Origin of the sequence: Alistipes sp. (genome assembly GCF_048465575.1) — a bacterium.
Taxonomy (GTDB): Bacteria; Bacteroidota; Bacteroidia; order Bacteroidales; family Rikenellaceae; genus Alistipes.
The window spans coordinates 21,329-42,976 of sequence record NZ_DBFWLG010000034.1 but is presented as its reverse complement, the minus strand read 5'-3'; the positions used below and the strand labels follow the sequence as shown (position 1 = coordinate 42,976).

At 61.9% G+C, this 21,648-nt stretch carries 19 protein-coding genes; 9 read left to right on the top strand and 10 right to left on the bottom strand.

Annotated elements, in window-relative coordinates; genetic code table 11:
* Positions 1 to 58: 58 nt before the first annotated feature.
* Positions 59 to 1,300 carry a site-specific integrase gene (locus ACMQ11_RS08915; protein WP_418992417.1) on the bottom strand — a complete coding sequence of 414 codons (1,242 nt, stop codon included), beginning with the start codon at positions 1,298 to 1,300 and terminating at the stop codon, positions 59 to 61.
* A 468-nt stretch (positions 1,301 to 1,768) separates the two neighbouring features.
* On the opposite strand from ACMQ11_RS08915, the gene ACMQ11_RS08910 reads away from it, so the two are divergent.
* The 4 genes from ACMQ11_RS08910 (at position 1,769) to ACMQ11_RS08895 (ending at position 5,108) form a co-directional block, all read left to right on the top strand.
* Positions 1,769 to 2,959: an FprA family A-type flavoprotein gene (locus ACMQ11_RS08910; protein WP_418992416.1), complete on the top strand. Its 1,191-nt coding sequence runs from the start codon at positions 1,769 to 1,771 to the stop codon at positions 2,957 to 2,959.
* Between the two features lie 99 nt (positions 2,960 to 3,058).
* Complete coding sequence (locus ACMQ11_RS08905; RefSeq protein ID WP_418992415.1) at positions 3,059 to 4,372, top strand: UDP-glucose dehydrogenase family protein; 1,314 nt, start codon at positions 3,059 to 3,061, stop codon at positions 4,370 to 4,372.
* A 129-nt stretch (positions 4,373 to 4,501) separates the two neighbouring features.
* Positions 4,502 to 4,765 (top strand): GlsB/YeaQ/YmgE family stress response membrane protein, encoded by a 264-nt coding sequence (locus tag ACMQ11_RS08900; RefSeq protein WP_418992414.1) that lies wholly within the window; start codon positions 4,502 to 4,504, stop codon positions 4,763 to 4,765.
* A 13-nt stretch (positions 4,766 to 4,778) separates the two neighbouring features.
* On the top strand, positions 4,779 to 5,108 hold the full coding sequence (locus ACMQ11_RS08895) for a hypothetical protein (RefSeq protein ID WP_418992413.1): 330 nt from the start codon (positions 4,779 to 4,781) through the stop codon (positions 5,106 to 5,108).
* Between the two features lie 67 nt (positions 5,109 to 5,175).
* Here the strand turns inward: ACMQ11_RS08895 and ACMQ11_RS08890 are convergent, their stop codons facing one another.
* Positions 5,176 to 6,039 carry a VIT1/CCC1 transporter family protein gene (locus ACMQ11_RS08890; RefSeq protein ID WP_418992412.1) on the bottom strand — a complete coding sequence of 288 codons (864 nt, stop codon included), beginning with the start codon at positions 6,037 to 6,039 and terminating at the stop codon, positions 5,176 to 5,178.
* A 338-nt stretch (positions 6,040 to 6,377) separates the two neighbouring features.
* Between ACMQ11_RS08890 and ACMQ11_RS08885 the strand changes: the two genes are divergently transcribed.
* The 5 genes from ACMQ11_RS08885 to ACMQ11_RS08865 all read left to right on the top strand — a co-directional run bounded on the left by ACMQ11_RS08885 (position 6,378) and on the right by ACMQ11_RS08865 (position 11,377).
* Positions 6,378 to 7,625 carry a spondin domain-containing protein gene (locus ACMQ11_RS08885; RefSeq protein ID WP_418992411.1) on the top strand — a complete coding sequence of 416 codons (1,248 nt, stop codon included), beginning with the start codon at positions 6,378 to 6,380 and terminating at the stop codon, positions 7,623 to 7,625.
* Between the two features lie 65 nt (positions 7,626 to 7,690).
* Positions 7,691 to 7,936, top strand: a complete 246-nt coding sequence (locus ACMQ11_RS08880) for a hypothetical protein (protein WP_418992410.1) — start codon at positions 7,691 to 7,693, stop codon at positions 7,934 to 7,936.
* Between the two features lie 76 nt (positions 7,937 to 8,012).
* Positions 8,013 to 8,684 carry a hypothetical protein gene (locus ACMQ11_RS08875; RefSeq protein WP_418992409.1) on the top strand — a complete coding sequence of 224 codons (672 nt, stop codon included), beginning with the start codon at positions 8,013 to 8,015 and terminating at the stop codon, positions 8,682 to 8,684.
* Between the two features lie 174 nt (positions 8,685 to 8,858).
* A complete protein-coding gene (locus tag ACMQ11_RS08870) occupies positions 8,859 to 9,827 on the top strand; it encodes a manganese catalase family protein (protein WP_418992408.1) in 969 nt (322 codons plus the stop codon).
* 107 nt (positions 9,828 to 9,934) lie between these two features.
* Entirely contained in the window at positions 9,935 to 11,377 is a 1,443-nt protein-coding gene (locus ACMQ11_RS08865; protein ID WP_418992407.1) for an alpha-amylase, read from the top strand.
* A gap of 70 nt (positions 11,378 to 11,447) precedes the next feature.
* On the opposite strand, the gene ACMQ11_RS08860 is transcribed toward ACMQ11_RS08865, so the two are convergent.
* The 8 genes from ACMQ11_RS08860 to ACMQ11_RS08825 all read right to left on the bottom strand — a co-directional run bounded on the left by ACMQ11_RS08860 (position 11,448) and on the right by ACMQ11_RS08825 (position 21,642).
* Positions 11,448 to 14,525: a glycoside hydrolase family 2 TIM barrel-domain containing protein gene (locus ACMQ11_RS08860; RefSeq protein WP_418992406.1), complete on the bottom strand. Its 3,078-nt coding sequence runs from the start codon at positions 14,523 to 14,525 to the stop codon at positions 11,448 to 11,450.
* Between the two features lie 220 nt (positions 14,526 to 14,745).
* Positions 14,746 to 15,195, bottom strand: a complete 450-nt coding sequence (locus tag ACMQ11_RS08855) for a YhcH/YjgK/YiaL family protein (protein WP_418992405.1) — start codon at positions 15,193 to 15,195, stop codon at positions 14,746 to 14,748.
* A gap of 12 nt (positions 15,196 to 15,207) precedes the next feature.
* A complete protein-coding gene (locus ACMQ11_RS08850; protein WP_418992404.1) occupies positions 15,208 to 16,353 on the bottom strand; it encodes an endonuclease/exonuclease/phosphatase family protein in 1,146 nt (381 codons plus the stop codon).
* Position 16,354: 1 nt separating this feature from the next.
* Positions 16,355 to 16,957 (bottom strand): rhomboid family intramembrane serine protease, encoded by a 603-nt coding sequence (locus ACMQ11_RS08845; RefSeq protein WP_418992403.1) that lies wholly within the window; start codon positions 16,955 to 16,957, stop codon positions 16,355 to 16,357.
* A gap of 246 nt (positions 16,958 to 17,203) precedes the next feature.
* Positions 17,204 to 19,231: a DNA mismatch repair endonuclease MutL gene (gene mutL, locus ACMQ11_RS08840; RefSeq protein ID WP_418992402.1), complete on the bottom strand. Its 2,028-nt coding sequence runs from the start codon at positions 19,229 to 19,231 to the stop codon at positions 17,204 to 17,206.
* A complete protein-coding gene (locus ACMQ11_RS08835; RefSeq protein ID WP_418992401.1) occupies positions 19,232 to 19,672 on the bottom strand; it encodes a hypothetical protein in 441 nt (146 codons plus the stop codon).
* Positions 19,673 to 19,865: 193 nt separating this feature from the next.
* Positions 19,866 to 21,035 carry a molecular chaperone DnaJ gene (gene dnaJ / locus ACMQ11_RS08830; RefSeq protein WP_418992400.1) on the bottom strand — a complete coding sequence of 390 codons (1,170 nt, stop codon included), beginning with the start codon at positions 21,033 to 21,035 and terminating at the stop codon, positions 19,866 to 19,868.
* 4 nt (positions 21,036 to 21,039) lie between these two features.
* Positions 21,040 to 21,642 carry a nucleotide exchange factor GrpE gene (locus ACMQ11_RS08825; RefSeq protein WP_418992399.1) on the bottom strand — a complete coding sequence of 201 codons (603 nt, stop codon included), beginning with the start codon at positions 21,640 to 21,642 and terminating at the stop codon, positions 21,040 to 21,042.
* Between the last annotated feature and the right edge of the window lie 6 nt (positions 21,643 to 21,648).

Here is a 21,648-nt window from a genome sequence, read left to right as displayed (position 1 = left end):
TTTGTCGTTTAACCGCCTATGCACCGTTTCGGCCCACACTGGCGGTTACGATTTGTTGTCATTTCCCGACCATATCGGCCGTCGCCCGGCCCGGACAGAGCATGTCGATGCGGCGCGAAAGGCGTTCCATGTCGGAATCGAGCTTGGAGCGGGTGATGGAGGCATAGATTTGCGTGGTGCGTATATTCTTGTGTCCCAATAATTTGCTTATCGTTTCGATGGCTACGCCCTGCGACAAAGTGATGGTCGTGGCAAAAGTGTGGCGGGCGGCGTGGAATGTAATCGGCCGGGAGATGCCGGCCGCGAGCACGATCTTCTCGAGGCATTTGTTGCACCACCCGTTGCTCGGCAGGTCGAAAATCCGTCTGTCGGCTGCTTCGGGCATGTGTTTCAGCAGGATGACATGCGGCACCGACATGAGCCGCACCTGGACCGACGACCCGGTTTTGCGGCGGGTGGTGCTGATCCAGAACTGCTTGTTCTCGTGCTGGATGTTCGCGGAGGTAAGGCTGCAAAGATCGACATAGGAAAGTCCCGTGAAGCAACTGAACAGAAAGGCATCGCGCACCAGCCGCAGGGTCCGGTCCGAGAATTCAAGCCCGAGAATCGTGTTTATCTCGGCGATCGTGAGGTAGTTGCGCCGGACGAACTCGTTGCTGAGTTTGTAATCGGCAAACAGGTCGCGGGCAAGGTATCCCCGGCTGCGTGCGAGCATGAGGATGTGTTTGAGGGCGATCAGGTAGACCCACATCGTGTTCTTCTTGTGGGCGCAGTCGCGGGCGATATAGGCATGGAACCCCGTGAGGAACTCCCTGTCCAACTCCTGAAACGTCAGATCGGCACGATGGTAATGCTCGCGCACGTACGATTCGAGGTGACTGTAAACGCACCTATATTTATAATAAGTCGTCTTGCTGCGGCTGATACCCACCATGCGGCCGAACTCCTCGTTGTGCTGGCGGAAGAAAGCCAGCAGGGTCTGCCGTCGGCGATCGACCCCCAGGTAGAGCTCCTTGACCCGCAGGGGCGTGACGTAAGCCTCCTCGCAGAAGAGACGGTTGTAGCAGGATTCGATGCGGTAGCGGATGCGCGCAAGTTGCGAATTGATGCGTTCGGCGGCATTGCCGCGTCCGGCCACGCGCCCCATTCCCGCCTCCCAACACTCCGGCGCCACGCTCAGCTGCGTGGACAGATGCGTGCGCTCGCCGTTGATCGTAATACGCACCATGACGGGTGCGTTTCCGTTGCGCAGCAGCGCATTCTTCTTGATATAAAACAATACCTTAAACGTGTTTTTCATGGTTTTAAAAACCTTTTTTTACTGTAAACAAAAGCGCATAAAGGTAATGATTAAGTTACTGCCGTATGGCACATTTTCCAGACTAAACAGCTTATTTTGCGCACGTTGACGTTCGCCCGAAAGTTACTTTTGCAGCTGCGAAACGTCTTCCGCCGACAGGCTCTCCGCGTTGCGAGAGGCTTTGAATCAATCGCTTGCCGCGAAGAGGCAGCGGATAAGGCAAAATGCTTCATGCTTTGGCATTCAAGCCATTAACAGCAAATACCGCTCCGTGCACTTTTTATTTTAAAAAACGAATCCTTCCTCCTCTGCGACCGCGGTGCACAACCGAGGCAGTTTCCCAGCAAAGCTCATCACTCCGTCCGGCACCGTTCTTTTTTTGCACCCGACGGTCCGGAATCGGCACACGGATTGTTCGAATGCGCAAAAATTCGTAAATTTGCCCTCGTTCAAAAACCAATCGCAAGTATGGCTATTACAGAAATAAGGCCCGGCATTCGCTATGTCGGCGTCAACGACCGGACCACGGCGCGTTTCGAAGCGTTGTGGTCGCTCCCCAACGGGGTCTCCTACAATGCCTATCTGGTCGTGGGCGAACGGGTCGCGCTGATCGACACCGTCGAAGAGGGCTTCGGCAGCCGCCTCTTGCACAACATCCGCGAAGAGATCGGCGACCGGCCGGTGGATTACCTCGTCATCAACCACATGGAGCCGGACCACTCCTCCTCGATCTCGGCCCTGCGCCGCGTCTACCCCGGCATCCGCATCGTCGGCAACGCGAAGACGCTGCAAATGGTCGGCGGCTTTTACGGCATCGACGCAGGCACCGAGGAGGTCCGCGAGGGCGACACGCTCGATCTGGGCGGGCTGACCCTTTCGTTCCACCTGGCCCCGATGGTCCACTGGCCCGAGACGATGGTCACGTGGTGCCCCGAGCGCCGCACGCTCTTTTCGGGCGATGCGTTCGGCACGTTCGGCGCACTGGACGGCGGCCTGACCGACTCCCAGACCGACCCCGACCGCTACTGGGACGAGATGCGCCGCTACTACGCCTGCATCGTGGGCAAATACGGCGGGCCGGTGCAGAAAGCGCTGGCCAAAGTTCGGGCGCTGGCCCCCGAGACGATCTGCTCGACGCACGGCCCCGTCTGGCAGCAGCAGATCGGGCGCGTGCTGGACCTCTACGACCGCATGAGCCGCTATGAGGGCGAGCCGGGCGTGGTGATCGCCTATGGCTCGATGTACGGCAACACGGAGCAGATGGCCGACCGCATCGCCCGCGACCTGGCCGAGGAGGGCGTCCGGCAGATCGTGGTCCACAACCTCTCGGCGGCCGATCCCTCGGAGGTGCTGCGCGACGTCTTCCGCTACGACACGCTCGTCGTGGGCGGCCCGACCTACAACGGTGCGCTCTTTCCGCCCGTCGCGCAGCTGCTCGAAATGATCTCTTCGCGCTGCGTGACCAACCGCCGCTTCGCCTGGTTCGGCTCGTTCTGCTGGGCCGGGGCTGCGGTGCGCCTGCTGGGCGAATTCACCCAGCGGATGAAATGGGAGGCCGTGTGCGACCCGGTGGAGATGAAGCAGGGATTCTCGCCCGCGGTCTGCGAGCCGTGCCGCACCCTGGCCCGTCGGCTGGCGGAGCGGATGCGGGAAAAATAGCGGAAAAGGGCGGCCGGACCGCTCTTTTTTCCTGGAGCCGGCCTTGCATATCCCGAAAAAACACTATCTTTATCTTCCGAAAGGAATGAAACGGATATGATGAAAATAGCAATTGTGGGAACGGGCTATGTCGGTCTGGTCTCGGGAACCTGTTTTGCCGAGATGGGGCTCGACATCACCTGCGTCGATACCGACCGGGAGAAGATCGAGGCGCTCAACCGGGGCGAAATCCCCATCTACGAACCCGGCCTCGAAGAGTTGGTCCGGCGCAACGTCGAGGCCGGCAGGCTCCATTTCACCACCGACCTGGCGGCGTGTCTCCCCGAGGTCGAGGTGGTCTTCTCGGCCGTCGGCACCCCGCCCGACGAGGACGGCTCGGCCGACCTGAGGTATGTCCTTGAGGTGGCCCGCACGTTCGGGCGCCTGATCGACAAGTACACCGTGCTGGTGACCAAGAGCACCGTCCCGGTGGGTACGGCGCAGAGGGTCAAAACCGTCATCGAGGAGGAGCTGCGCAAGCGCGGCCGCGAGGTGCCTTTCGACGTGGCTTCGAATCCCGAGTTCCTCAAAGAGGGCGCCGCGATCAAGGATTTCATGTCGCCCGACCGCGTGGTGGTCGGTGTCGAAAGCCAGCGGGCCCGCGAGTTGATGGCCCGGCTCTACCGGCCTTTCCTGATCAACAATTTCCGCGTCCTGTTCATGGACATTCCCTCGGCCGAGATGACCAAATACGCCGCCAACGCCATGCTGGCCACCCGCATCTCGTTCATGAACGAGATCGCAAACCTCTGCGACCGCGTGGGCGCCGACGTGGAGATGGTCCGCAAGGGGATCGGTTCCGACGCCCGCATCGGCAACAAGTTCCTCTACCCCGGCTGCGGCTACGGGGGTTCGTGCTTCCCCAAAGACGTGAAAGCGCTGGCCCGCACGGCCCGCGAACACGGCTACACGATGCAGGTCATCGAGGCCGTGGAGCGGGTTAACGAGGAGCAGAAATCGATCGTCTTCGAGAAGCTCCGCGGGCTGCTGGGCGATCTTCGGGGCCGCCGCATCGCTTTGTGGGGCCTTTCGTTCAAACCCGAGACCGACGACATGCGCGAAGCTCCGGCGCTGGTCGTCATCGACCTGCTGACCGCTGCGGGCGCCGAGGTCGCGGTCTACGATCCGGTCGCCATGCCCGAGTGCCGGCGCCGGATCGGCAGCGAGCGGGTCCGTTATGCGCAGACCATGTACGAAGCCGCCCAAGGGGCCGACGCCATCGCCCTCATTACCGAATGGAAAGAGTTTCGCATGCCCGACTGGAAGTTGCTGCACCGCATCATGCGCGGCGACGCGCTGGTCGACGGCCGCAACATCTTCGACAAGGAGGAGGTGCTCCGGGCCGGTTTCCGCTACTCTGCGATCGGCAAATAGCTTTTCTCCCATCGACTTACGCAAAGGCACGCCCCGCCCCGGGCGTGTCTTTTTTCATCTATTTGCGTCGGATAATCTCCGTGGGTACGGATTTTGCACATTCGGGTGCGTAACCAACACAACAAAACTATGTATTTTCTCTGGTATTTGCTCATAGGTCTGGTGGCCGGATGGATCGCCAACCTGATTGTCAAGGGCGGCGGGTCCGGCCTTCTGATAAATTTGATCGTCGGACTGATCGGCGGCCTTTTGGGCGGCTGGCTCGTCTCCCTCTTCGGATGGGTGCCGACCGGAACGTTCGGCACGCTGATCGCCTCGGTCATCGGAGCGGTGGTCCTCCTGTGGATCGTATCGCTCATCACGCGTCACAGCAGAACAACCACTACACGTTAAAACACATTACACCATGAAACACGACGACACCACACGCCATGAGCGTTTCGCCGACTCCCTGCACGACCACGCCGAAAAAGCGGTGAACCGGGCCGAAGAGCACGGCCGCGAGGCCGAACACACCCTCGAGGAGAAAGGGCAGCAGGCGGCCCACCGCACCGAAGAGGGGTTCAAGAAAGCCGAGAACGAGACCCGCTCGGGGATGGACAAGGCCGGCGGCAAGATCGACGAAGCTGCAACGAAGATCAAGAACAAGGTCGAGGAGGGGGCGACCAAAACCTCCAACTGGTTCGACGAAAAGGTCGATCAGGCCACCAACCGCTTCCACGAGAAGCACGACTGACGGCACCTGCCAGACACGATTGCGCGTGTTGCTTTCTCCCGGGGGAAAGTACACGCGCAATTCGTTTCTATACGTCGACCCCGACGATCAACTTGAGCAGGTAGCCGATCAAAAAGCTGATCCCGGCAATGCCGAAGCTGAGGATGGCCATTTCGAGAAACCGCCTCCGAAAACTCTCGCGCCGCACCACCGCATAATAGTAGTTGAACAGAGCGATCACGAGCAGCGCCGCCGCGAGCATGACGCCCAACGCCACCAGCGCATCGGAGAAAATCAGGTAGGGCGCTATGAGTATCCCGACGGTGAGGATGTAGGCCGCACCCGTACAACCGGCCGCACGCAGCGGATGCTTTTCGCCCTTGCGGTCGGTCTTGGTCGAGAGGTATTCCGAGGCGGACATCGAAAGAGCCGCCGCAATACCCGTGATTCCGCCCGTGAGCGCCACCAGACGCGGATCGTTCAACGCCAGCGTGAAGCCCGCGAGCGCCCCCGTGAATTCGACCAGCGCATCGTTCAGCCCCAGCACCACGGAACTCATGTACGAGAGCCGCACCCCGGCGGCCAGACGGGTCAGTTCCTCGCCGTGCCGTCGTTCGTCGAGGCCGATTTGCACGAACTCGGCCCCTTTGCAGTAGCGGGCATACCCCAGCTCGGTCCCCTTTTCGCGCCGCTCCATCTGCCGCGCCACGAACGCAGGCCCCAGCATCCGTCCCGTCCAGACATAGCGTACGACCCGCTTGACATCGGGCGCCACCTCGCACCCGGTGTGGCTGCGCAGCGCATCGCAATGCCGTATCTCGTCCTGCAAAAGGCGTACGAACACGGCCTGGCGCCCGGCATCTTTCTCGGAGCGGGCCAGGCGGCGATAGGTTTCGCACAAGGTGATTTCGTCCCGCTGCAAGGCGAGCAGGTTTTTCGTCGTTCGGTTCATCTTGGTGTGATTCGTGCGTCGCAAGGCTTTCGGAAGCCCGAGCGTGACTTTTTCATCGCATGCCTGCCTGCAAAACAGCTGCCGAAAGGCTTCTCCCGCCCGACGGGTCGGCGGCCGGAAATCATCCGAAAAATTTTCCGCATCCTTTATCCCGTGTTTTCCAATGCGGTGCATCCGGTGAGCGAATCCGATCCGCGCAAAAGTAATTTTTATGGCATTAATGATGCAAGGTAATGTGCCGGGAGAGTATCCCGACGATTGATATGAACCGATACATTATAATAAAAAGCAACAACGGTTAAACCGAATATTCACTTAATTAATTATCAAAATCAGCTATGAAAAAAAAGTACTTTTCCGCCGCGCTCGCTGCGGCTTTGCTGTTCGCAGGATTCGCATTTACCGCGTGCGATGACGATGACGACAACGGTGCCCCCGGTACCAAACCGACCATCAAGTTCGAGAATGTCGTTGCGAAGAAAAATTATGTTCAGAGCGGTACCTTCGCTGCGGCAGCTCCCGGAGCCACCTCGCAGTTTACGTTCTACGCCGCCAAAGGGCAGCGCCTGATGCTGGTTTCCAAGTACAGCAATTCGAACGACCTGTTCTTCGCTCCCGCCAACCCGGGTATCGCACTTTTCAACGACCAGGGCGTGCCCAACACGGGCATCGTGGCCAATGCCGTGAAGCTGTGGGATAACGGAACGCGCGTCAACGAGCAGCCGGGGCCCGGCGTATCGCACCCGGGTACTCCCCAGACGGGCGTCGTCACCGAGGTCAACGGCACCGATGCCGCAGGCCACACCTACCCCGCCGCTTCGGACATGTTCCAGGTCAGCCTGGCCTACGATGTAGCGCAGTCGCTCTTCACCTGCACGATCACCAACATTTCGAACAACACGGCCAACTCGACTCCTTTCTCGGGCGGCGTATTCGTCGTATCGAACATCCTGGACGGCGAGCTGGTAATGGACAAGCCGTTCTTCAGCGTCGACCAGAAATCGAGCACCGAGCTCACGCAGCTGGCCGAGAACAGCAACGTTTCGCCGCTTCAGACGCTCGTAGCTTCGCAGACGGGTATCATCACCACCCTCGCAGGCGCCATCGTCGTGGTCTACACGGGTGACACGAACCCCATCTATACGCTCAACCAGAAAGACGCACAGCTCGGTCTGGCCGCTCTGGCACAGCGCGGCGATCCCTCGCCGCTGAAGACCTCGCTCGAGAAAGTTCCGCAGGTCCGCAAGATCTACACGATCACCGAGACCGCCGAGCCGGGTGAGAGCCTGTCGTGCACCTACGATGCCGCAACCAACGAGAAAGTGGCATTCGCAACCATGTTCGGTTATTCGAACGACTGGTTCTTCGCCAACGGTCCCGCGCTGGCCGCTCTGACCAAGGGCGACGTGACCAGCAAGACGGTACTGCTCGACGACGGTACGGCCATCAGCCAGTACCCCGGTGCAGGGAATGCCCAGTACATCTTCGGCGGTACGGTCATGCCTGAGGACAAGCCCATCACGGCTGTCGGCAGCACGTTCCCGGTTCCCGCCGTGAACGAACTGATCAAAGTCACGATCTATTAATCAACCGATTGTCGAACTGCCCGGAGCAGGCGCGCCTGCTCCGGGTTTTTTAAACCGCAACATAAATGTACAACGATAAATCCAAAGAGGGCAGCGCAACCGTTGCCGTCGAAAAACGGACCTCGAAGATTCCTTCGATGGTCTATCTTGTAGCCGGTCTGAGCGCCCTGACCGTTTCCATGTGCCTGATGCACGGCCGGCGCAAGCACACCGCGCTGATGGTGGGCCAGTGGGCGGCACCGCTCCTGATCATGGGCCTCTACAACAAGGTCGTCAAGACCGAGGGGCACGACAACACCTACGGACGGTAGCATTTTCGGTCCCGTCCATCCGCTCTTTGTACGCGATTTGCATGTTCATAGAGCAGAACCACCTAAAATTTCGATTATGGAAAAGAAAGACAACATGTACGGCGAAGATCGTGAGAAGATGAAAAATTCGACGGGCAACGGCTACGAATCGGGCAGCCAGAACTCGCAGAGCGACCAGCCCTATCCCGGCACCGAGAACAAGTCCTATCAGGAGCAGCAGACCGGCGGCTCGTCGTGGAAAGACGAGTCGGGCTCGTCCTATGGACACCAGAACAGCGGCTCGGGCCAGAGCTACGGCAGCAAGATGAACGAAGAGAGCTTGGGCGACAAATACCAGTCGGGCCAGCAGGGCCAGAGCGGCCAGTACGGTCAGAGCAGCCAATACGGCCAGGGCCAGAGCCACGGCTCCTCCTCGCAGAGCGGTCAGTATGGCCAGCAAGGTCAGGGCAGCCAATATGGCCAGGGCCAGCAGGAGTACGGCCAGCAGGGTCAGAGCGGCCAGTACGGTCAGGGCAGCCAATACGGCCAGGGCCAGCAGGAGTATGGCCAGCAGAGCCAGAGCGGCCAGTACGCCCAGGGCCAGAAAGAGCATGGTCAATACGGCCAGAACGAGAAAGAGTATGGCCAGGGCAGCCCTTGCAGCGGAGGCCAGAGCTCGAGCCACGGCGGCAGCCTCGATCCCGAGAAAGAGAAAGAATCGGGCTACGGCTCCTCGTCCGAAAAGAAGAGTTCCGACTGCTGCAAGTAGTCCTAACGCAAGTAACGGCCGCGTCGGCGGCCGTTTTTTTGTGGGTTTCAAGGACCGCAAACTCCTCGCAAACCGTTTTTTTTGGCAAGCCATTTGCCCTGTACGGAACAGATCGGTGCCTTTTCGGACGATTCAGGCCCTGCCGCAAGTTCAACCAATTAAAACGATAATTGTATGTTTTTCCACTCCAAAGAACTCCAGTTCAACGCCCGGGTATCGCGCCCGGACCCCCGTTTCGCCCGCCTTTTGCTCGAGCAGTTCGGCGGCCCGAACGGCGAATTGAAAGCTGCCATGCAGTATTTCGTCCAGGCGTTCGCCTGCCACAACCCCTATCCCGACAAGTACGACATGCTGATGGACATCGCCACCGAAGAGCTCGGGCACCTCGAGATCGTCGGCGCCACCATCCAGATGCTGCTGGCCGGGGTCAACGGCAACCTCAAGGACGCCGCCGAGAAGAACGACGTCTTCGGCGAGGGCAACAGCAAGGAGGACGTGATCCATGCGGCCTTTTCGATCAATCCGCAGTTCGGCGTGCTGACGGGCGGCGGCCCCCGCCTGACGGACAGCAACGGCTTCCCCTGGCAGGGCGCCTACGTCAATGCCAACAGCGATCTGACGGTCGACCTGCGGTCGGACATCGCCGCCGAGTCGCGTGCCAAGATCGTCTACGAATACCTCATGCAGTTCACCGACGACAAGGACGTGCAGGCCACGCTCAATTTCCTGATGACGCGCGAGGTGGCCCACTTCCAGCAGTTCGAGGCCGCGCTGGACACCATTCAGCCCAATTTCCCGCCGGGCGTGCTGCAAAGCGACCCGCGTTACAGCAACCTCTACTCCAACCACTCGATGGGCGAGGAGGCCCGCGGACCGTGGAACGAAGGCGTCAGCACGGGACTGGGCGAGGACTGGCAGTATGTCGAGAACCCCTACGAGCAGGTCGTCCGCACCGAGGGGCTGACGGACCTCAAACCCGTGGGCACAGACCGCACGACCTCCACGGTTCGCACGGCCGACAAGCGGCTGAGCAAGGAGCGCAGCCAGGAGATCAAGCGTTCTATGCCCACCTCGAACCTCCAGTGGTCCGACTACGACGAGGCCCCGAAGAGTCGCCGCCGCGAGCCGGCCGAGCAGGACTGAGTGCTTCCCGACCGCACCGCGCAGGGCGTCCCGAAACGTTTTTCGGGGCGCCTTGCCGTTTTTGCACACGCTTTGCAGTATGCGGCAGCGAAACAAATACGAACGCTATGAAAAACGGAGTAATGATGCAGTATTTCGAATGGAATCTGCCCAACGACGGAAAACTGTGGACACAACTGAAAGAAGACGCAAAGCACCTGCACGACGCGGGCGTGACGTCGGTATGGATTCCGCCCGCCTACAAGGCCGACGAGCAGCAGGACGAGGGCTACGCCGTCTACGACCTCTACGACCTGGGCGAATTCGACCAGAAAGGGACCGTGCGGACCAAATACGGCACCATCTCGGAGCTGAAAGAGGCCGTCGCAGCCCTGCACGAAAACGGCATTTCGGTCTATATCGACACGGTGATGAACCAGAAAACGGGGGCCGACTACACCGAGAAATTCATGGCCCGCGAGGTCGACCCTACCGACCGCGAGAAGATCATCGGCGAGCCCAAGGAGGTCGAGGGTTGGACCGGTTACACCTTTCCGGGCCGCGGCGACAAATACTCCGATTTCAAATGGCACTGGTACCACTTCTCGGGCACCGACCAGGTGTACGAAACGGGCAAGCGGGCCATCTACCTCATCCAGGGCGAGGGCAAAAGGTGGAGCGAGGGCGTCGACAGCGAGAACGGAAACTACGACTTTCTGATCTTCAACGATGTCGATTTCGACCACCCCGAGGTCGTGGACCAGATGAAGAGATGGGGCGTCTGGATCTCCGAGACGCTCGACGCCGACGGCATGCGGCTCGATGCGCTCAAGCACATCGAAAACAGCTTCATCGCCGATTTCATGCACGCCGTCCGGGCCGCGCGGGGCAAGGAGTTCTACGCCGTGGGCGAGTACTGGAGCGGGGATTTCGCCGACCTGGAGGCCTACCTCGATGCCGTGGACCACTCGGTCGATCTGTTCGACGCGCCGCTCCATTTCAAACTCTTCCAGGCTTCGCAGGAGGGCGGCGGGTTCGACATGCGCACGCTGCTGGACGACACGCTGGTCAAGAAATACCCCACCCTGGCGGTCACGTTCGTCGACAACCACGACTCGCAGCGGGGCAGCTCGCTCGAGTCGCAGGTCAAATCGTGGTTCAAGCCGCAGGCCTACGCACTGATCCTCCTGATGAAAGAGGGCTATCCGTGCATCTTTTACGGCGACTATTACAGCATGGGCGGCGAGGCGTCGCCCCACCGCAAGATTCTCGACATCCTGCTCGAAGCGCGCCGCAGCAAGGCTTTCGGCGATCAGAACGATTATTTCGACCACCCCAGCACGGTCGGGCTCACGCGCACGGGCGATGCGGAGCATCCCGGTTCGGGAGTGGCCCTGCTCCTCTCCAACGGCGAGGACGGCGAAAAGGAGATGAGCGTGGGCGAAGCGCACGCAGGCGAGACGTGGCACGAGATCACCGGCAGCATCGACGAAGAGGTGACCATCGGTCCCGACGGCAAAGCCCTCTTCAAGGTCCGGGGCGGCAAGCTGGCCGTCTGGGTCAAAAAATAACCCGCCGGTACGGATGCAGAACGGGTGTACGTTTGGACCGTACACCCGTTCTTGCGTTTATCCGTCCGCGTCAGCGCGGCGTGATGCTGAACCGGAACGTGTAGTCGCCGTACGGAATGCGGTACTCCTCTTTGGGCAGGGCGCCCCAGCTGTGTACGCACCCCAGTCCCATCTGCTTCAGGTCCACGTTGACGAACGTGGCGTTGCGCCGCTCCATCTCGGCCGGGTGGCGGTTCGACTGCCCCGGATCGGGCCCCTCGATGTCCTGCACGTCATACGGCAGCGCCGAGGCCGAGAACAACACGTCGGAGCGAATCTCCACGCCGTTTCCGTTCTCATCGACCACGCGCCAGCAGCGCAGGTCGCTCCGTGTGCCCGACTCCTGCGGCCGCACGTAACCCCGGTAATACTGCTCGGCCACCGGCTGCCGGTAGAGCCCCACCTTGGCGGCGCTCTTGCGGTCGCAGTAGTTCTCCCACGGCCCGCGGCCCCAATAATCGACCACGCCGTAGCGCGAGGGCATGGCGAAAGTCATCCCGAAGCGGAACAGGTCGGGCACGTCCGTGCGGCTCGGGTCGGCCTCCATGCGTTCGGTCACCGTCATCGCGCCGTCGCCCGCGATCTCGTATTCGGTCGTCAGCACGGCCCCCGTCGCGGGCAGTTCGTGCACGGCCACCACATGCGCCGTACGCTCCCCGGTCCGGCCCTCCAGGCTGCGGAGCTCGATCTCCGGATAGCGCCAGGCGGCGTACTTGTACTCCAGCCCGGCCCCCATGTCGTTTTCGGTCACGGCGCGGTTGAAATTGGGTTTGAGCGGCTCGGCCAGCAGCTCGCGGCCCCGGTATCGGAAGCGCTCCAGGAAACCCGTCTTGCGGCTGAAATCCAGCTGCCAGTCGGGGCCCGCGACAAAGACGTATCCGGCATCGCGGGTTACCTCCGGCGCCTGGTCGCTCCGCAGCGCGAAACCGGCCGCGGGGTCGTACTCCCGAATCACCATCTGGTCCGAGGCGACCGCCTCGCCCGCGTCGAGCAGCCCGTCGGGGCGAACGAGCACGTAATTCACGTCGAGCAGCACCTCGCAGGCTTCGGCGGGAATGTCGGCCGCCGAATAGCCAAGTTGTACGCGGGCGGTCTCCCGGGGCCCGACGGCGAGCTTTTCGACCACGCCGCTCCTCATGGCCCGGCCGTCGCACAGCAGCTTCCACTCCAGACGGTAGCGTCCCAGGTCGCGGAAAAAGTATTCGTTATAGACGTTCACGGCGCCGTTGGCCGCATCGGCGTCCGTCGTGAGGATCGAACGGTACTGGTGGCGTACCTCCTCGGCGTGGGGGTGCAGCGTGCGGTTGGCCGCCACCACGCCGTTGCAATTGAACGAGTCGTCCGAGGTGTCGTAGGGGTTGTAGTCGCCGCCGTACTTGTAGGTCACGCTCCCGTCCGCGTTGTACGAGGCGAGCGCCTGATCGGCGAAATCCCAGATGAAGCCGCCCTGGTAGAGCGGGTATCTGCGCACCAGGTCCATGTACTCCTTGAACCCTCCCAACGAATTGCCCATCGCATGGGCGTATTCGCACTGGATGAGCGGCCGGTCGGGCTCGCCGTCGAGGTACTTTTCGCAATCCTCCCAGCTGAGGTACATCGGGCAGTAAATATCGGTATGTTTCCGCTTCCCGGCCCGCTCGTACTGCACCGGACGCGAGGGATCGGCCTCTTTGATCCACCGGTAGCACGCTTCGAAATTGGGCCCGTCGCCCGCCTCGTTCCCCATCGACCAGACGATGATCGAGGGGTGGTTCCGGTCGCGCTCGACCATGCGGCTGTTGCGTTCGAGGTGGGCCTTGCGCCACGCCTCGACGCGGGCCAGCGTCCGCTCGTCGTAGCCCATGCCGTGCGACTCGAGGTTGGCCTCGCCCACGACATACAGCCCGTAGCGGTCGCAGAGGTCGTACCAGCGCGGTGCATTGGGATAGTGGCAGGTGCGCACGGCATTGATATTGAGCTGCTTCATCAGCCGTATGTCGCGCAGCATATCCTCCTCGGTGAGGTAATAGCCCCGGTCGGGGTTCATCTCGTGGCGGTTGACGCCTTTCAGGATTACCGGACGACCGTTGACGAGCAGCTGGCGGTCACGAATCTCCACCGTGCGGAATCCCACCGCCTGCGTGGTCGCCTCGGTGATGCGCTGCCCGTCGCTCACGGTGGCCAGCAGCGTGTAGAGGTTGGGCTCCTCGGCGCTCCACTTTGCGGGATCGGCCACGTCGATACGCCCTGCAACCCGGCCCTTTCCGTCGGGTCGCAGCGATTTTTCAGCCACCGTCCGCCCGTTCGCATCGCGCAGGGTCAGGTCGAGGCTCCGCACCCCGCGCGTCACGCTGCCGGCGATCTCCAGCCAGCCGTCGCGGTAATCCCCGTCCAATCCGGGCGTCAGATGCAGGTCCTCGAGGCGTTTGCGGTCGCGGGCCTGGAGCCAGACGTCGCGCCCCACGCCCGACAAGCGCCAGAAATCCTGGTCTTCGAGGTAGGTGCCGTCCGACCAGCGGAAGACCTGGAACGCGACCAGGTTGCGTCCCGGCCGCAGGTAGGGGGTCAGGTCGAATTCGGCCTCGAGTTTGCTGTCCTCGCTGTACCCCACCCGGCGGCCGTTGACCCAGAGCATGAGGTTCGAGGTCACCGACCCGAAATGGATGAAAACCTCTTTGTCGCGCCACGCCGCAGGCACCTCGATCGTTCGGCGGTAGGAGCCGACGTGGTTGTTCCTTACGGGCGGCAGCGGCGGATCGTTCTCGTACTGGCTGCGCCAGGCGTAGCCGACGTTGCGGTAGACCGGATCGCCGTAGCCGTTCAGTTCCCACAGCCCCGGCACGGGCATCGTGCCCCACGCGCGGTCGTTGAAATCCTCGCGGTAGAAATCCGTCGGCCGCTGGTCGGCGTGTTCCACCCAGTCGAATTTCCACAATCCGTTGAGCGAAAGGCGAAGCGGATTGGCGGCCGCATCGCCCCGGAGCGCCGCTTCGGCGTCGGGATAGACCGTAAAACTCGTCCGCATCGGGCAGCGGTCGATCGCATTCACCCCGGGGTCCTGCCAGGGTTCCGTCTGGGCCGCAAGCGGACGGGCAAGCAGCAGCGGCAGAGCCAAAAGTAGTTTTTTCATAGGTCGAGTGTTTCAGAATGAAGCGAATAAATGTAGCGATAATTTCCCGAACGGCAAGCGCTTCCGACCGATTTTTTCATCCGCAGGCACGAAAAAGCGGCCCGGCGCATGGCCGGACCGCACGGGTCATGGGTTCAGGCAGGCGGCACTCCGCTTCGGACGCTCCGCCGCACAGCACGCTGTCGTGTCGCCCTCCTGCAAGCAGCCGTCCGGTTCCCGCTTACTTGCGGACCTTGACGATGATCTTGCGTACCGTGCCCTCACCGACCATCGGCGCGTGGGCGTCCTCCGGAAAGAGGATCGTGAACTGTCCGGGCCGCAGCGTGTAGTAGGTCTGCGGCTCGTCGTCGAAGAACTGAATATCCTTCTCTGCGTTGAAATCGCCCTGGGGCTTTTTCACATCGGCGCGGTCGCTCCAGCCGAACGCCTCCTCGCGGCCCGCAACGAGCACCTGAATGTCGATATACTCGTTGTGCACCTCCAGTTTGGCATCGGCGCGCTGCTTCAGGCAGCGCTCCATCACGTTGACGTAGATGTCCTTGCCGTCCAGGTGGTGAATGCCCGGCTCCGTGGCGGTCCAGTCGGTCGAGCGGATCAGTTCGAAAGCACGCTTCATGCGCGGATTCACGCCGTAATAGGTCGCGCAGTTTTTCAGGGAATCGAAAATCATAATCGTATTTTTTTAGTGGGTAGTATGCTTCCTGAGCCGTACAAGGACGGGATGATGATCCGAATAGTCGACCGCCGGCACCTCGTAGGAGATGGTCTCGAACCCCTCGGACGAGAGCACGTAGTCGATGCGCAGCATGTTGTAAAACCCCCGGTAGGTATGCGAATAGCCCGATCCGCACGCCGAGAAAGCGTCGTTGAGCCCGCGGGCCATCGTGCGGTAGACGTAGGACATGGGCGTGTCGTTGAAATCGCCGCACAGGATGCGGCGCGTCGGAACCGCGGCGACCACCCGGGCGATCGAGTCGACCTGGGCGGCTCGCAACACGCTGTTTTCACGGTAACGGTCCACCATGCTGCGCAACTTGACCTCGCGGGCCGTATCGGAAAGAAACCCGCGGCGCGTCAGGTACTCGTTGTCCGACGCCGTGATGGCCGTCGAGCGCAGGTGGTTGTTGAACACCCGCACCGTGTCCTCGCCGATCACGAGGTCGGCCCAGACCGACGAGGCCGGGGTCAGCACGGTCCCCGATCTGAGGATGCGGTACTTGCTCAGAATCATCAGCGGCGTGCCGTGCAGCGAATCGGGAAGCTGGGTACGCCCGAACGCCGCGCGCTCGTATTTCTCTTCGATCCGCTCGAAGCCCTCCTCCTTTTGGGCCAGCCGCGCATTGAACTCCTGCAAGCAGATCACGTCGGGGTCCTGCTCCTCGATCAGAGCCAGAATGTCTTCTACGCTGCTACCGCCCTTTTCGCCGTAAAAGTTACGGACGTTGTAGGTCATCACCTTGATAGCCGCGCGGTCGTAGGCTTGGGCGTGGTAGTTGCGCCGCAATTCGGGCCGCCAGAACAACGAGACCTGAAAGAGTCCCGCCGCGACCAGCACCAGCATCGTCCCGGCCCGCAGCCAGCGCCAGCGGATGATCCAGTAGAGCGCCAGCACGAGCGTGGCGACGTAGACCGCCGGAGCGGCCAGCCCCAGCAGCGGAAAGAACCAGACCCGCGCCGGGTTGGTATAGGGCACGAAATAGGTGACCGCCATGGTCACCGCGACGACCAGCGTGAGCAATGTCATGACCGCATCCAGCAGCCACATCGCCAGGCTCCGCCGCGGCCTCGCCGAGCGGCTTCCGTACCCGTCGTAATAGGACTCGGCCATATCAGAAGCGGATTATCCCCCTGCGTTTCCACCAGTGGAGCAGCAGAAAGCCCCAAAGCATGCCGCCGATATGGGCGAAATGGGCCACATTGCCCACGCCCCGCCAGCCGAGGAACAGCTCGATCACGGCGTAGATGATGACGAACCACTTGGCTTTCATCGGGATGGGCGGGATCAGCAGCATGATGACCGCGTTGGGGTGCATCACCCCGAATGCCAGCAGCAGCCCCATCACCGCCCCCGAAGCGCCGACCAGGAAAAGGGGCAGTTCGCCAAAGGCCAGGGCCGTGAGGTACTGGATCAGCGCGGCGCCCACGCCGCAGATCATGTAATAGATCAGAAACCGCTTCGATCCCAGTTCGTACTCCAGCGTGCGCCCGAACATCCACAGGGCAAACATGTTGAAGAAGATGTGTTCGAAATTGGCGTGCAGGAACATGTAGGTGATGAACTGGTAGGTGTGGAAGAGCGGCGTTCCGAGCGAAAGCGCGCCCCAGCCCATGATCCGCTCGCCCACGGGCAGCAGGGCCGTGGCCATGAAGATCAGCAGATTGATGATTATCAAATTCTTGACAACCGGCGGGGTCTGAAAAAAACGGTTCATTTCTATCTTTTCTCTATTTGTTATTCTTCGCTGTTTGCACTCCTATCCACAAATGCACTGCAATCCGCCTGCGGCGGCTTTCCCGAGAGGTCGCAAATGCGAGGCTCCGGATTTCTCCGCTTTCCGCCACAATCCATTTTTTCATTCCCCGAGCATCGTCGAGGGGTCGCAAGGCGGGTTGCCGTTTTCGGCCGGCGGCTTGCTTGCGCTCTGCAAATATAACCTTTTTTCTCTTTCTGCGGGACATCAACCCAGTTTGGCGCGCAAATCTTCGGGCGTGATTTCGGCCACGACGGCTTTGCCCGAGGGCGAAAAACTGATATTGCCCGTGGCGGCGAGCTGTGCCAGAAGCGCCTCTGCCTCCGGCCGTCCGAGCTGACGGGGCACGCTGCGGGCGCCGCTGCGCGCCATCACGGCGGCGATCTTCTCGCGCCTGAGATCGGCGAGCGACCCCGGCGTCGCAAAGGCCTGCAACAGTTCGAACAGCAGCGTATCCACCGAATCCGCTGGCATGTCGGCCGGCGTCCCTTTCACCTCGATAGCCCCCTCGCCCTTGAAATCGATGTCGAACCCCAGCGCTGCGAACTCCACAGCCTGTTGCTCCAGGAGCGCATATTCATCGCCGGAGAGCACCAGCCGCTCGGGAAAGAGCAGTTGCTGGCTCACCGACGAGCCGTGCCCCAGCATCCCGAGGTACTCCTCGTAGAGGATGCGTTCGCGGGCCCGGCGCACATCCACTGCGACCAAGCGGCCGTCCATGAGGGCGACCAGGTACCCGCCGCCCACGGACAACGGCTCCGAAAATTCGGCCCGCCGATCCACATCCAACCGCTGCTGCTCCGCATCGCCCTCCGACGAAACGAATTCGATGAGGCTCTCGCCGTCCTCTCCCGAAACGAACTCCTCGAACGCCTCCGAAGCGTCGCCTGAAAGGGAGAATCCGCCCGCCGAAGCGCCGAACGACCGAAAGGCTCCGGACCCGACACGGAAGCCATCCGCTTCGGCGCCGAAACCGGCTGCCGGAGATACCGTGCCCGAACCGCCGCTCTCCCCGGCGCTGAAGCACGCGCCGGCATCCGACACGCCGGCAGCCGGATCGCGGAAAGGCACGTCGAATCCCGCGAAATCGACGTTGGGGTCGGGAGCCGAGGGGTCGATATACTCCTCGCGGAACGGGTTGTAGTCGGCGTTGGACATGGCCCGCGGTTCGCTGTACACAGCCCCTTTCTGCATGACGGGTATCTCCACATCGCCCTCGCGGTCGAAATCCATCAGCGGCACGGCGCCCGTCTTTGCCAGCGTCTCCCGAACGGCGGCGTTCACGATCTGCCACACCGCCTCCTCGTCGGCGAACTTGACCTCGGTTTTCTGCGGATGGACGTTCACGTCGATGCGCGCGGGGTCGATCGTAAGGTAGAGGAAATAGGAGGGCGTGCAACTCTCGGGGATCAGCTTTTCGTAGGCCTTGAGAATCGCGCTCGCAAGGTACGAACTGCGGAAATAGCGGCCGTTGACGAACAAATACTGCTCCGTATTGCGCCGCTTGGCGGCCGCCGGGCGGCCGATATACCCCTCGATGCGGGCGATCGAAGTGTCGGCCTCGACCTCCAGCAGATTCTGTTTGATATGCCGCCCGACGACCTCGACGATGCGCGCGGCGAGCGAGCCGGCCGCGAGCATGTAGATCGGGGCGTCGTTCGCGTAGAGTTCGAAAGCCACGCCGGGATTGCACAGCGCGACGCGCTGGAACTCGCTCTTGATCTGCGACGCCGACGTGGTGCTCTTGTCCAGAAACCGGCGGCGCGCCGGCACGTTGTAGAAGAGGTTGCGCACATAGAACTGCGACCCCACGGGGCACATGACGGGCGTCTGGCGCACGAACTCCCCGCCGTTGATTTCGGTCTGGGTTCCCATCGGGTCGCCCTCCTGCCGCGAGCGCAGTTCGACCTGCGCCACGGCGGAGATCGAGGCGAGCGCCTCGCCGCGGAAGCCGAACGTGCGGAGGGCGTAGATGTCATCCACCGACGATATTTTGCTCGTGGCGTGGCGGTCGAAAGCCATCCGCGCGTCGATGGGCGACATGCCGCAGCCGTTGTCGACGATCTGGATGAGGTCCTTGCCGCCGTCGCGGAAATTGACCTGCACGCGCGTAGCCCCTGCGTCGATGGCGTTCTCCATCATCTCTTTCACCACCGAGGCGGGCCGGTTGACCACCTCGCCCGCCGCGATCTGGTTGGCGACGATCTCGGGCAGTAATCTGATCCGGTCTGCCATCTATTCGCTGTAATCGTTGGGTACTACGGTAATCGTCTGCTCCTGCCACTCCACGTCGCCGATGCCCGACTGGTCGAGCGCATTGCGCCGAACGCTTTCGGGCGCGGCGGCTTCGGTTGCGGCGGGGGCAGCCGGACGGACGAAGAGCGCCACCAGCCGCGGATACAACAGGGCGACGAACAACAACACCAGGACCACGGCCACGGCCATCGTCCAGATGCGCTTGCGGCCCCGGTCGTCCTCGCGGGCGCGGCGTGCGGCGCGGGCCTCGCGCTGCGTGCGAATGTACTGCCCGGGGCGGTAGGTGCGTTCGCCCTCCTCGGCGCGCTCGCCCCGAAGCTCGGCGCGGCGCTGCTCGCGCGCCTCCTTTTCGGGATCGTAATAGCGCGGTATGTAGTTGAACTTGTTTGCGTGTTTCTTGAAAGGGGTAAAACCCAACATGGCCGTTTCCTCCTATTTTTTTGTAAAGATACGCATTTTCGTCGAAATTTATTGCCCGGCGAGCCCCCTTTTTCACCCATACGACAAGCCCCCGCCGAAGCGGGGGTTTGAGGTGCAACCAGCTCGGCGGGCCGTCCGGTTTCTCTTCCCGGCACGCTGTCCGGCCAGCGCCCGAACGGCGCGCCGGATGCCGCTACCGGAAAAAACTCTTCATCCGCTCGAAGATATTTTGGTTGCGGACCGATTCGGCTTTCTGGAAATCGGGCTGCGCGGCCAACTGCTCGACCAGACGCTTCTCCTCGGCGTTGAGTTTCGAGGGGATGGTGATGTCGACCACCACCAACTCGTCGCCGCGGCCGTATCCGTTGACGTCGGGAATGCCCTTGCCGCCCAGACGAAGCACCTTGCCGGCGTGCGTGCCGGGTGCGATTTTGATCTTGGCGCGCCCGTCCACCGTGGGCACCTCGACCGAGCCGCCCAGGATGGCCGTCGTAACGGTGATATTGAGGTTGTGGATCAGGTCGTTGCCATCGCGCATCAGCTCCGGATGGCGCTCCTCCTCGATCAAAACCTGCAAGTCGCCGTTGACGCCTCCATGGCGCGCGGCATTGCCCTTGCCCGTAACCGTGAGGACCATGCCTTCGCCCACGCCGGCCGGAATTTGGATCTCCACGACCTCCTGCCCGCGGACCGTTCCCTCGCCCTTGCACTTGTCGCAAGGCGAGGTGATGACCTTGCCCGTACCGCCGCACGTCGGGCAGACACCCTCGGTCTGCATCCGCCCGAAGAACGTGTTTTCCACGCGCGTCACGTGCCCCGTGCCGTGACACGTCGAGCAGGTCGAGTAGGAGTTGGCATCCTGTGCGCCCGAGCCGCCGCACTTGTCGCAGGCGACGGTCTTGTTGATCTTCAGTTTCTTCGTCACGCCCGAGGCGATCTCCGCGAGCGTCAACTTCACCTTGATGCGGATGTCCGAACCGCGGTTCACGCGACGCCCGGAAGACGAACCCGACCGGAAACCCCCGCCGCTGAAATGGCCGCCGAAGATGTCGCCGAACTGCGAGAAGATATCCTCCATCGTGAATCCGCCGCCGCTGAAGCCGCCATAACCCCCGGCACCGCCGCCCGCCGCACCGCTCATGCCGGCGTGGCCGAACTGGTCGTAACGGGCCCGCTTGTCGGGATTCGAGAGCACGTCGTAGGCCTCGGCGGCCTCCTTGAATTTCTCCTCGGCCTCCTTGTCGCCCGGATTCTTGTCGGGGTGATACTGGATGGCCGCCTTGCGGTAGGCCTTCTTTATTTCGTCGGCGTTGGCGTTCTTCTGAACGCCGAGCACCTCGTAGTAGTCTCTTTTTTCTGCCATGATCCTATTCTCCTACAACTACTTTCGCAAAGCGCAGCACTTTGTCGCCCAACATGTAACCCGTCTGCACGACATCGATCACCAGGCCCCGCTTCTCCTCGCCCGCATCGAACCGCGCCACCGCTTCGGCCAGGTCGGCGTCGAACTCCTTGCCCGCCACGTCGATCTCCGTGACCCCCTTGCGGCGCAGCGCTTCGGTGAATTTCTGCGAGATGAGCGTCACCCCGGCGCGCAGGGCCTCCAGGTCGTCCGACTTGTGCATGGCATCCACGGCGCGCTGCACGTCGTCGCGCACGGGCAGCATTTCGAGCAGCACATCGCGTCCACCGCTCTCGACCAGTTCCATCTTCTCGCGCAGCGTGCGCTTGCGGTAGTTGTCGAACTCGGCCTGCAAACGCATGAACTTGTCCTGCCACTCGGCTACCGCCGCCGCAAGCCGCTCGTCCGCACCCTCCTCTCCGGCGGCGTCTGCCATTGTGTCAGTCGCCTGCCGCTCCCCGTCTGCCACATTGGCACGCGGCTCGGTTTCGCCGGGGGTGCAATTCGGTCCGCCTGCGGCTTCTTCGTGGTCCCTAACCTCCTCATTATAAATTTTTTCCTTTTTCATATCGCT

Bases quoted from the DNA above. Each gene is read 5' to 3' on its own strand.
- ACMQ11_RS08910 (WP_418992416.1), top strand. From the start codon at position 1,769: ATGGCTATTACAGAAATAAGGCCCGGCATTCGCTATGTCGGCGTCAAC.
- ACMQ11_RS08890 (WP_418992412.1), bottom strand. From the start codon at position 6,039: ATGAACCGAACGACGAAAAACCTGCTCGCCTTGCAGCGGGACGAAATC.
- ACMQ11_RS08855 (WP_418992405.1), bottom strand. From the start codon at position 15,195: ATGATTTTCGATTCCCTGAAAAACTGCGCGACCTATTACGGCGTGAAT.
- ACMQ11_RS08865 (WP_418992407.1), top strand. From the start codon at position 9,935: ATGAAAAACGGAGTAATGATGCAGTATTTCGAATGGAATCTGCCCAAC.
- ACMQ11_RS08900 (WP_418992414.1), top strand. From the start codon at position 4,502: ATGTATTTTCTCTGGTATTTGCTCATAGGTCTGGTGGCCGGATGGATC.
- ACMQ11_RS08850 (WP_418992404.1), bottom strand. From the start codon at position 16,353: ATGGCCGAGTCCTATTACGACGGGTACGGAAGCCGCTCGGCGAGGCCG.
- ACMQ11_RS08880 (WP_418992410.1), top strand. From the start codon at position 7,691: ATGTACAACGATAAATCCAAAGAGGGCAGCGCAACCGTTGCCGTCGAA.
- ACMQ11_RS08895 (WP_418992413.1), top strand. From the start codon at position 4,779: ATGAAACACGACGACACCACACGCCATGAGCGTTTCGCCGACTCCCTG.
- dnaJ (WP_418992400.1), bottom strand. From the start codon at position 21,035: ATGGCAGAAAAAAGAGACTACTACGAGGTGCTCGGCGTTCAGAAGAAC.
- ACMQ11_RS08875 (WP_418992409.1), top strand. From the start codon at position 8,013: ATGGAAAAGAAAGACAACATGTACGGCGAAGATCGTGAGAAGATGAAA.
- ACMQ11_RS08825 (WP_418992399.1), bottom strand. From the start codon at position 21,642: ATGAAAAAGGAAAAAATTTATAATGAGGAGGTTAGGGACCACGAAGAA.
- ACMQ11_RS08845 (WP_418992403.1), bottom strand. From the start codon at position 16,957: ATGAACCGTTTTTTTCAGACCCCGCCGGTTGTCAAGAATTTGATAATC.
- ACMQ11_RS08860 (WP_418992406.1), bottom strand. From the start codon at position 14,525: ATGAAAAAACTACTTTTGGCTCTGCCGCTGCTGCTTGCCCGTCCGCTT.
- ACMQ11_RS08885 (WP_418992411.1), top strand. From the start codon at position 6,378: ATGAAAAAAAAGTACTTTTCCGCCGCGCTCGCTGCGGCTTTGCTGTTC.
- ACMQ11_RS08915 (WP_418992417.1), bottom strand. From the start codon at position 1,300: ATGAAAAACACGTTTAAGGTATTGTTTTATATCAAGAAGAATGCGCTG.
- ACMQ11_RS08905 (WP_418992415.1), top strand. From the start codon at position 3,059: ATGAAAATAGCAATTGTGGGAACGGGCTATGTCGGTCTGGTCTCGGGA.
- ACMQ11_RS08835 (WP_418992401.1), bottom strand. From the start codon at position 19,672: ATGTTGGGTTTTACCCCTTTCAAGAAACACGCAAACAAGTTCAACTAC.
- ACMQ11_RS08870 (WP_418992408.1), top strand. From the start codon at position 8,859: ATGTTTTTCCACTCCAAAGAACTCCAGTTCAACGCCCGGGTATCGCGC.
- mutL (WP_418992402.1), bottom strand. From the start codon at position 19,231: ATGGCAGACCGGATCAGATTACTGCCCGAGATCGTCGCCAACCAGATC.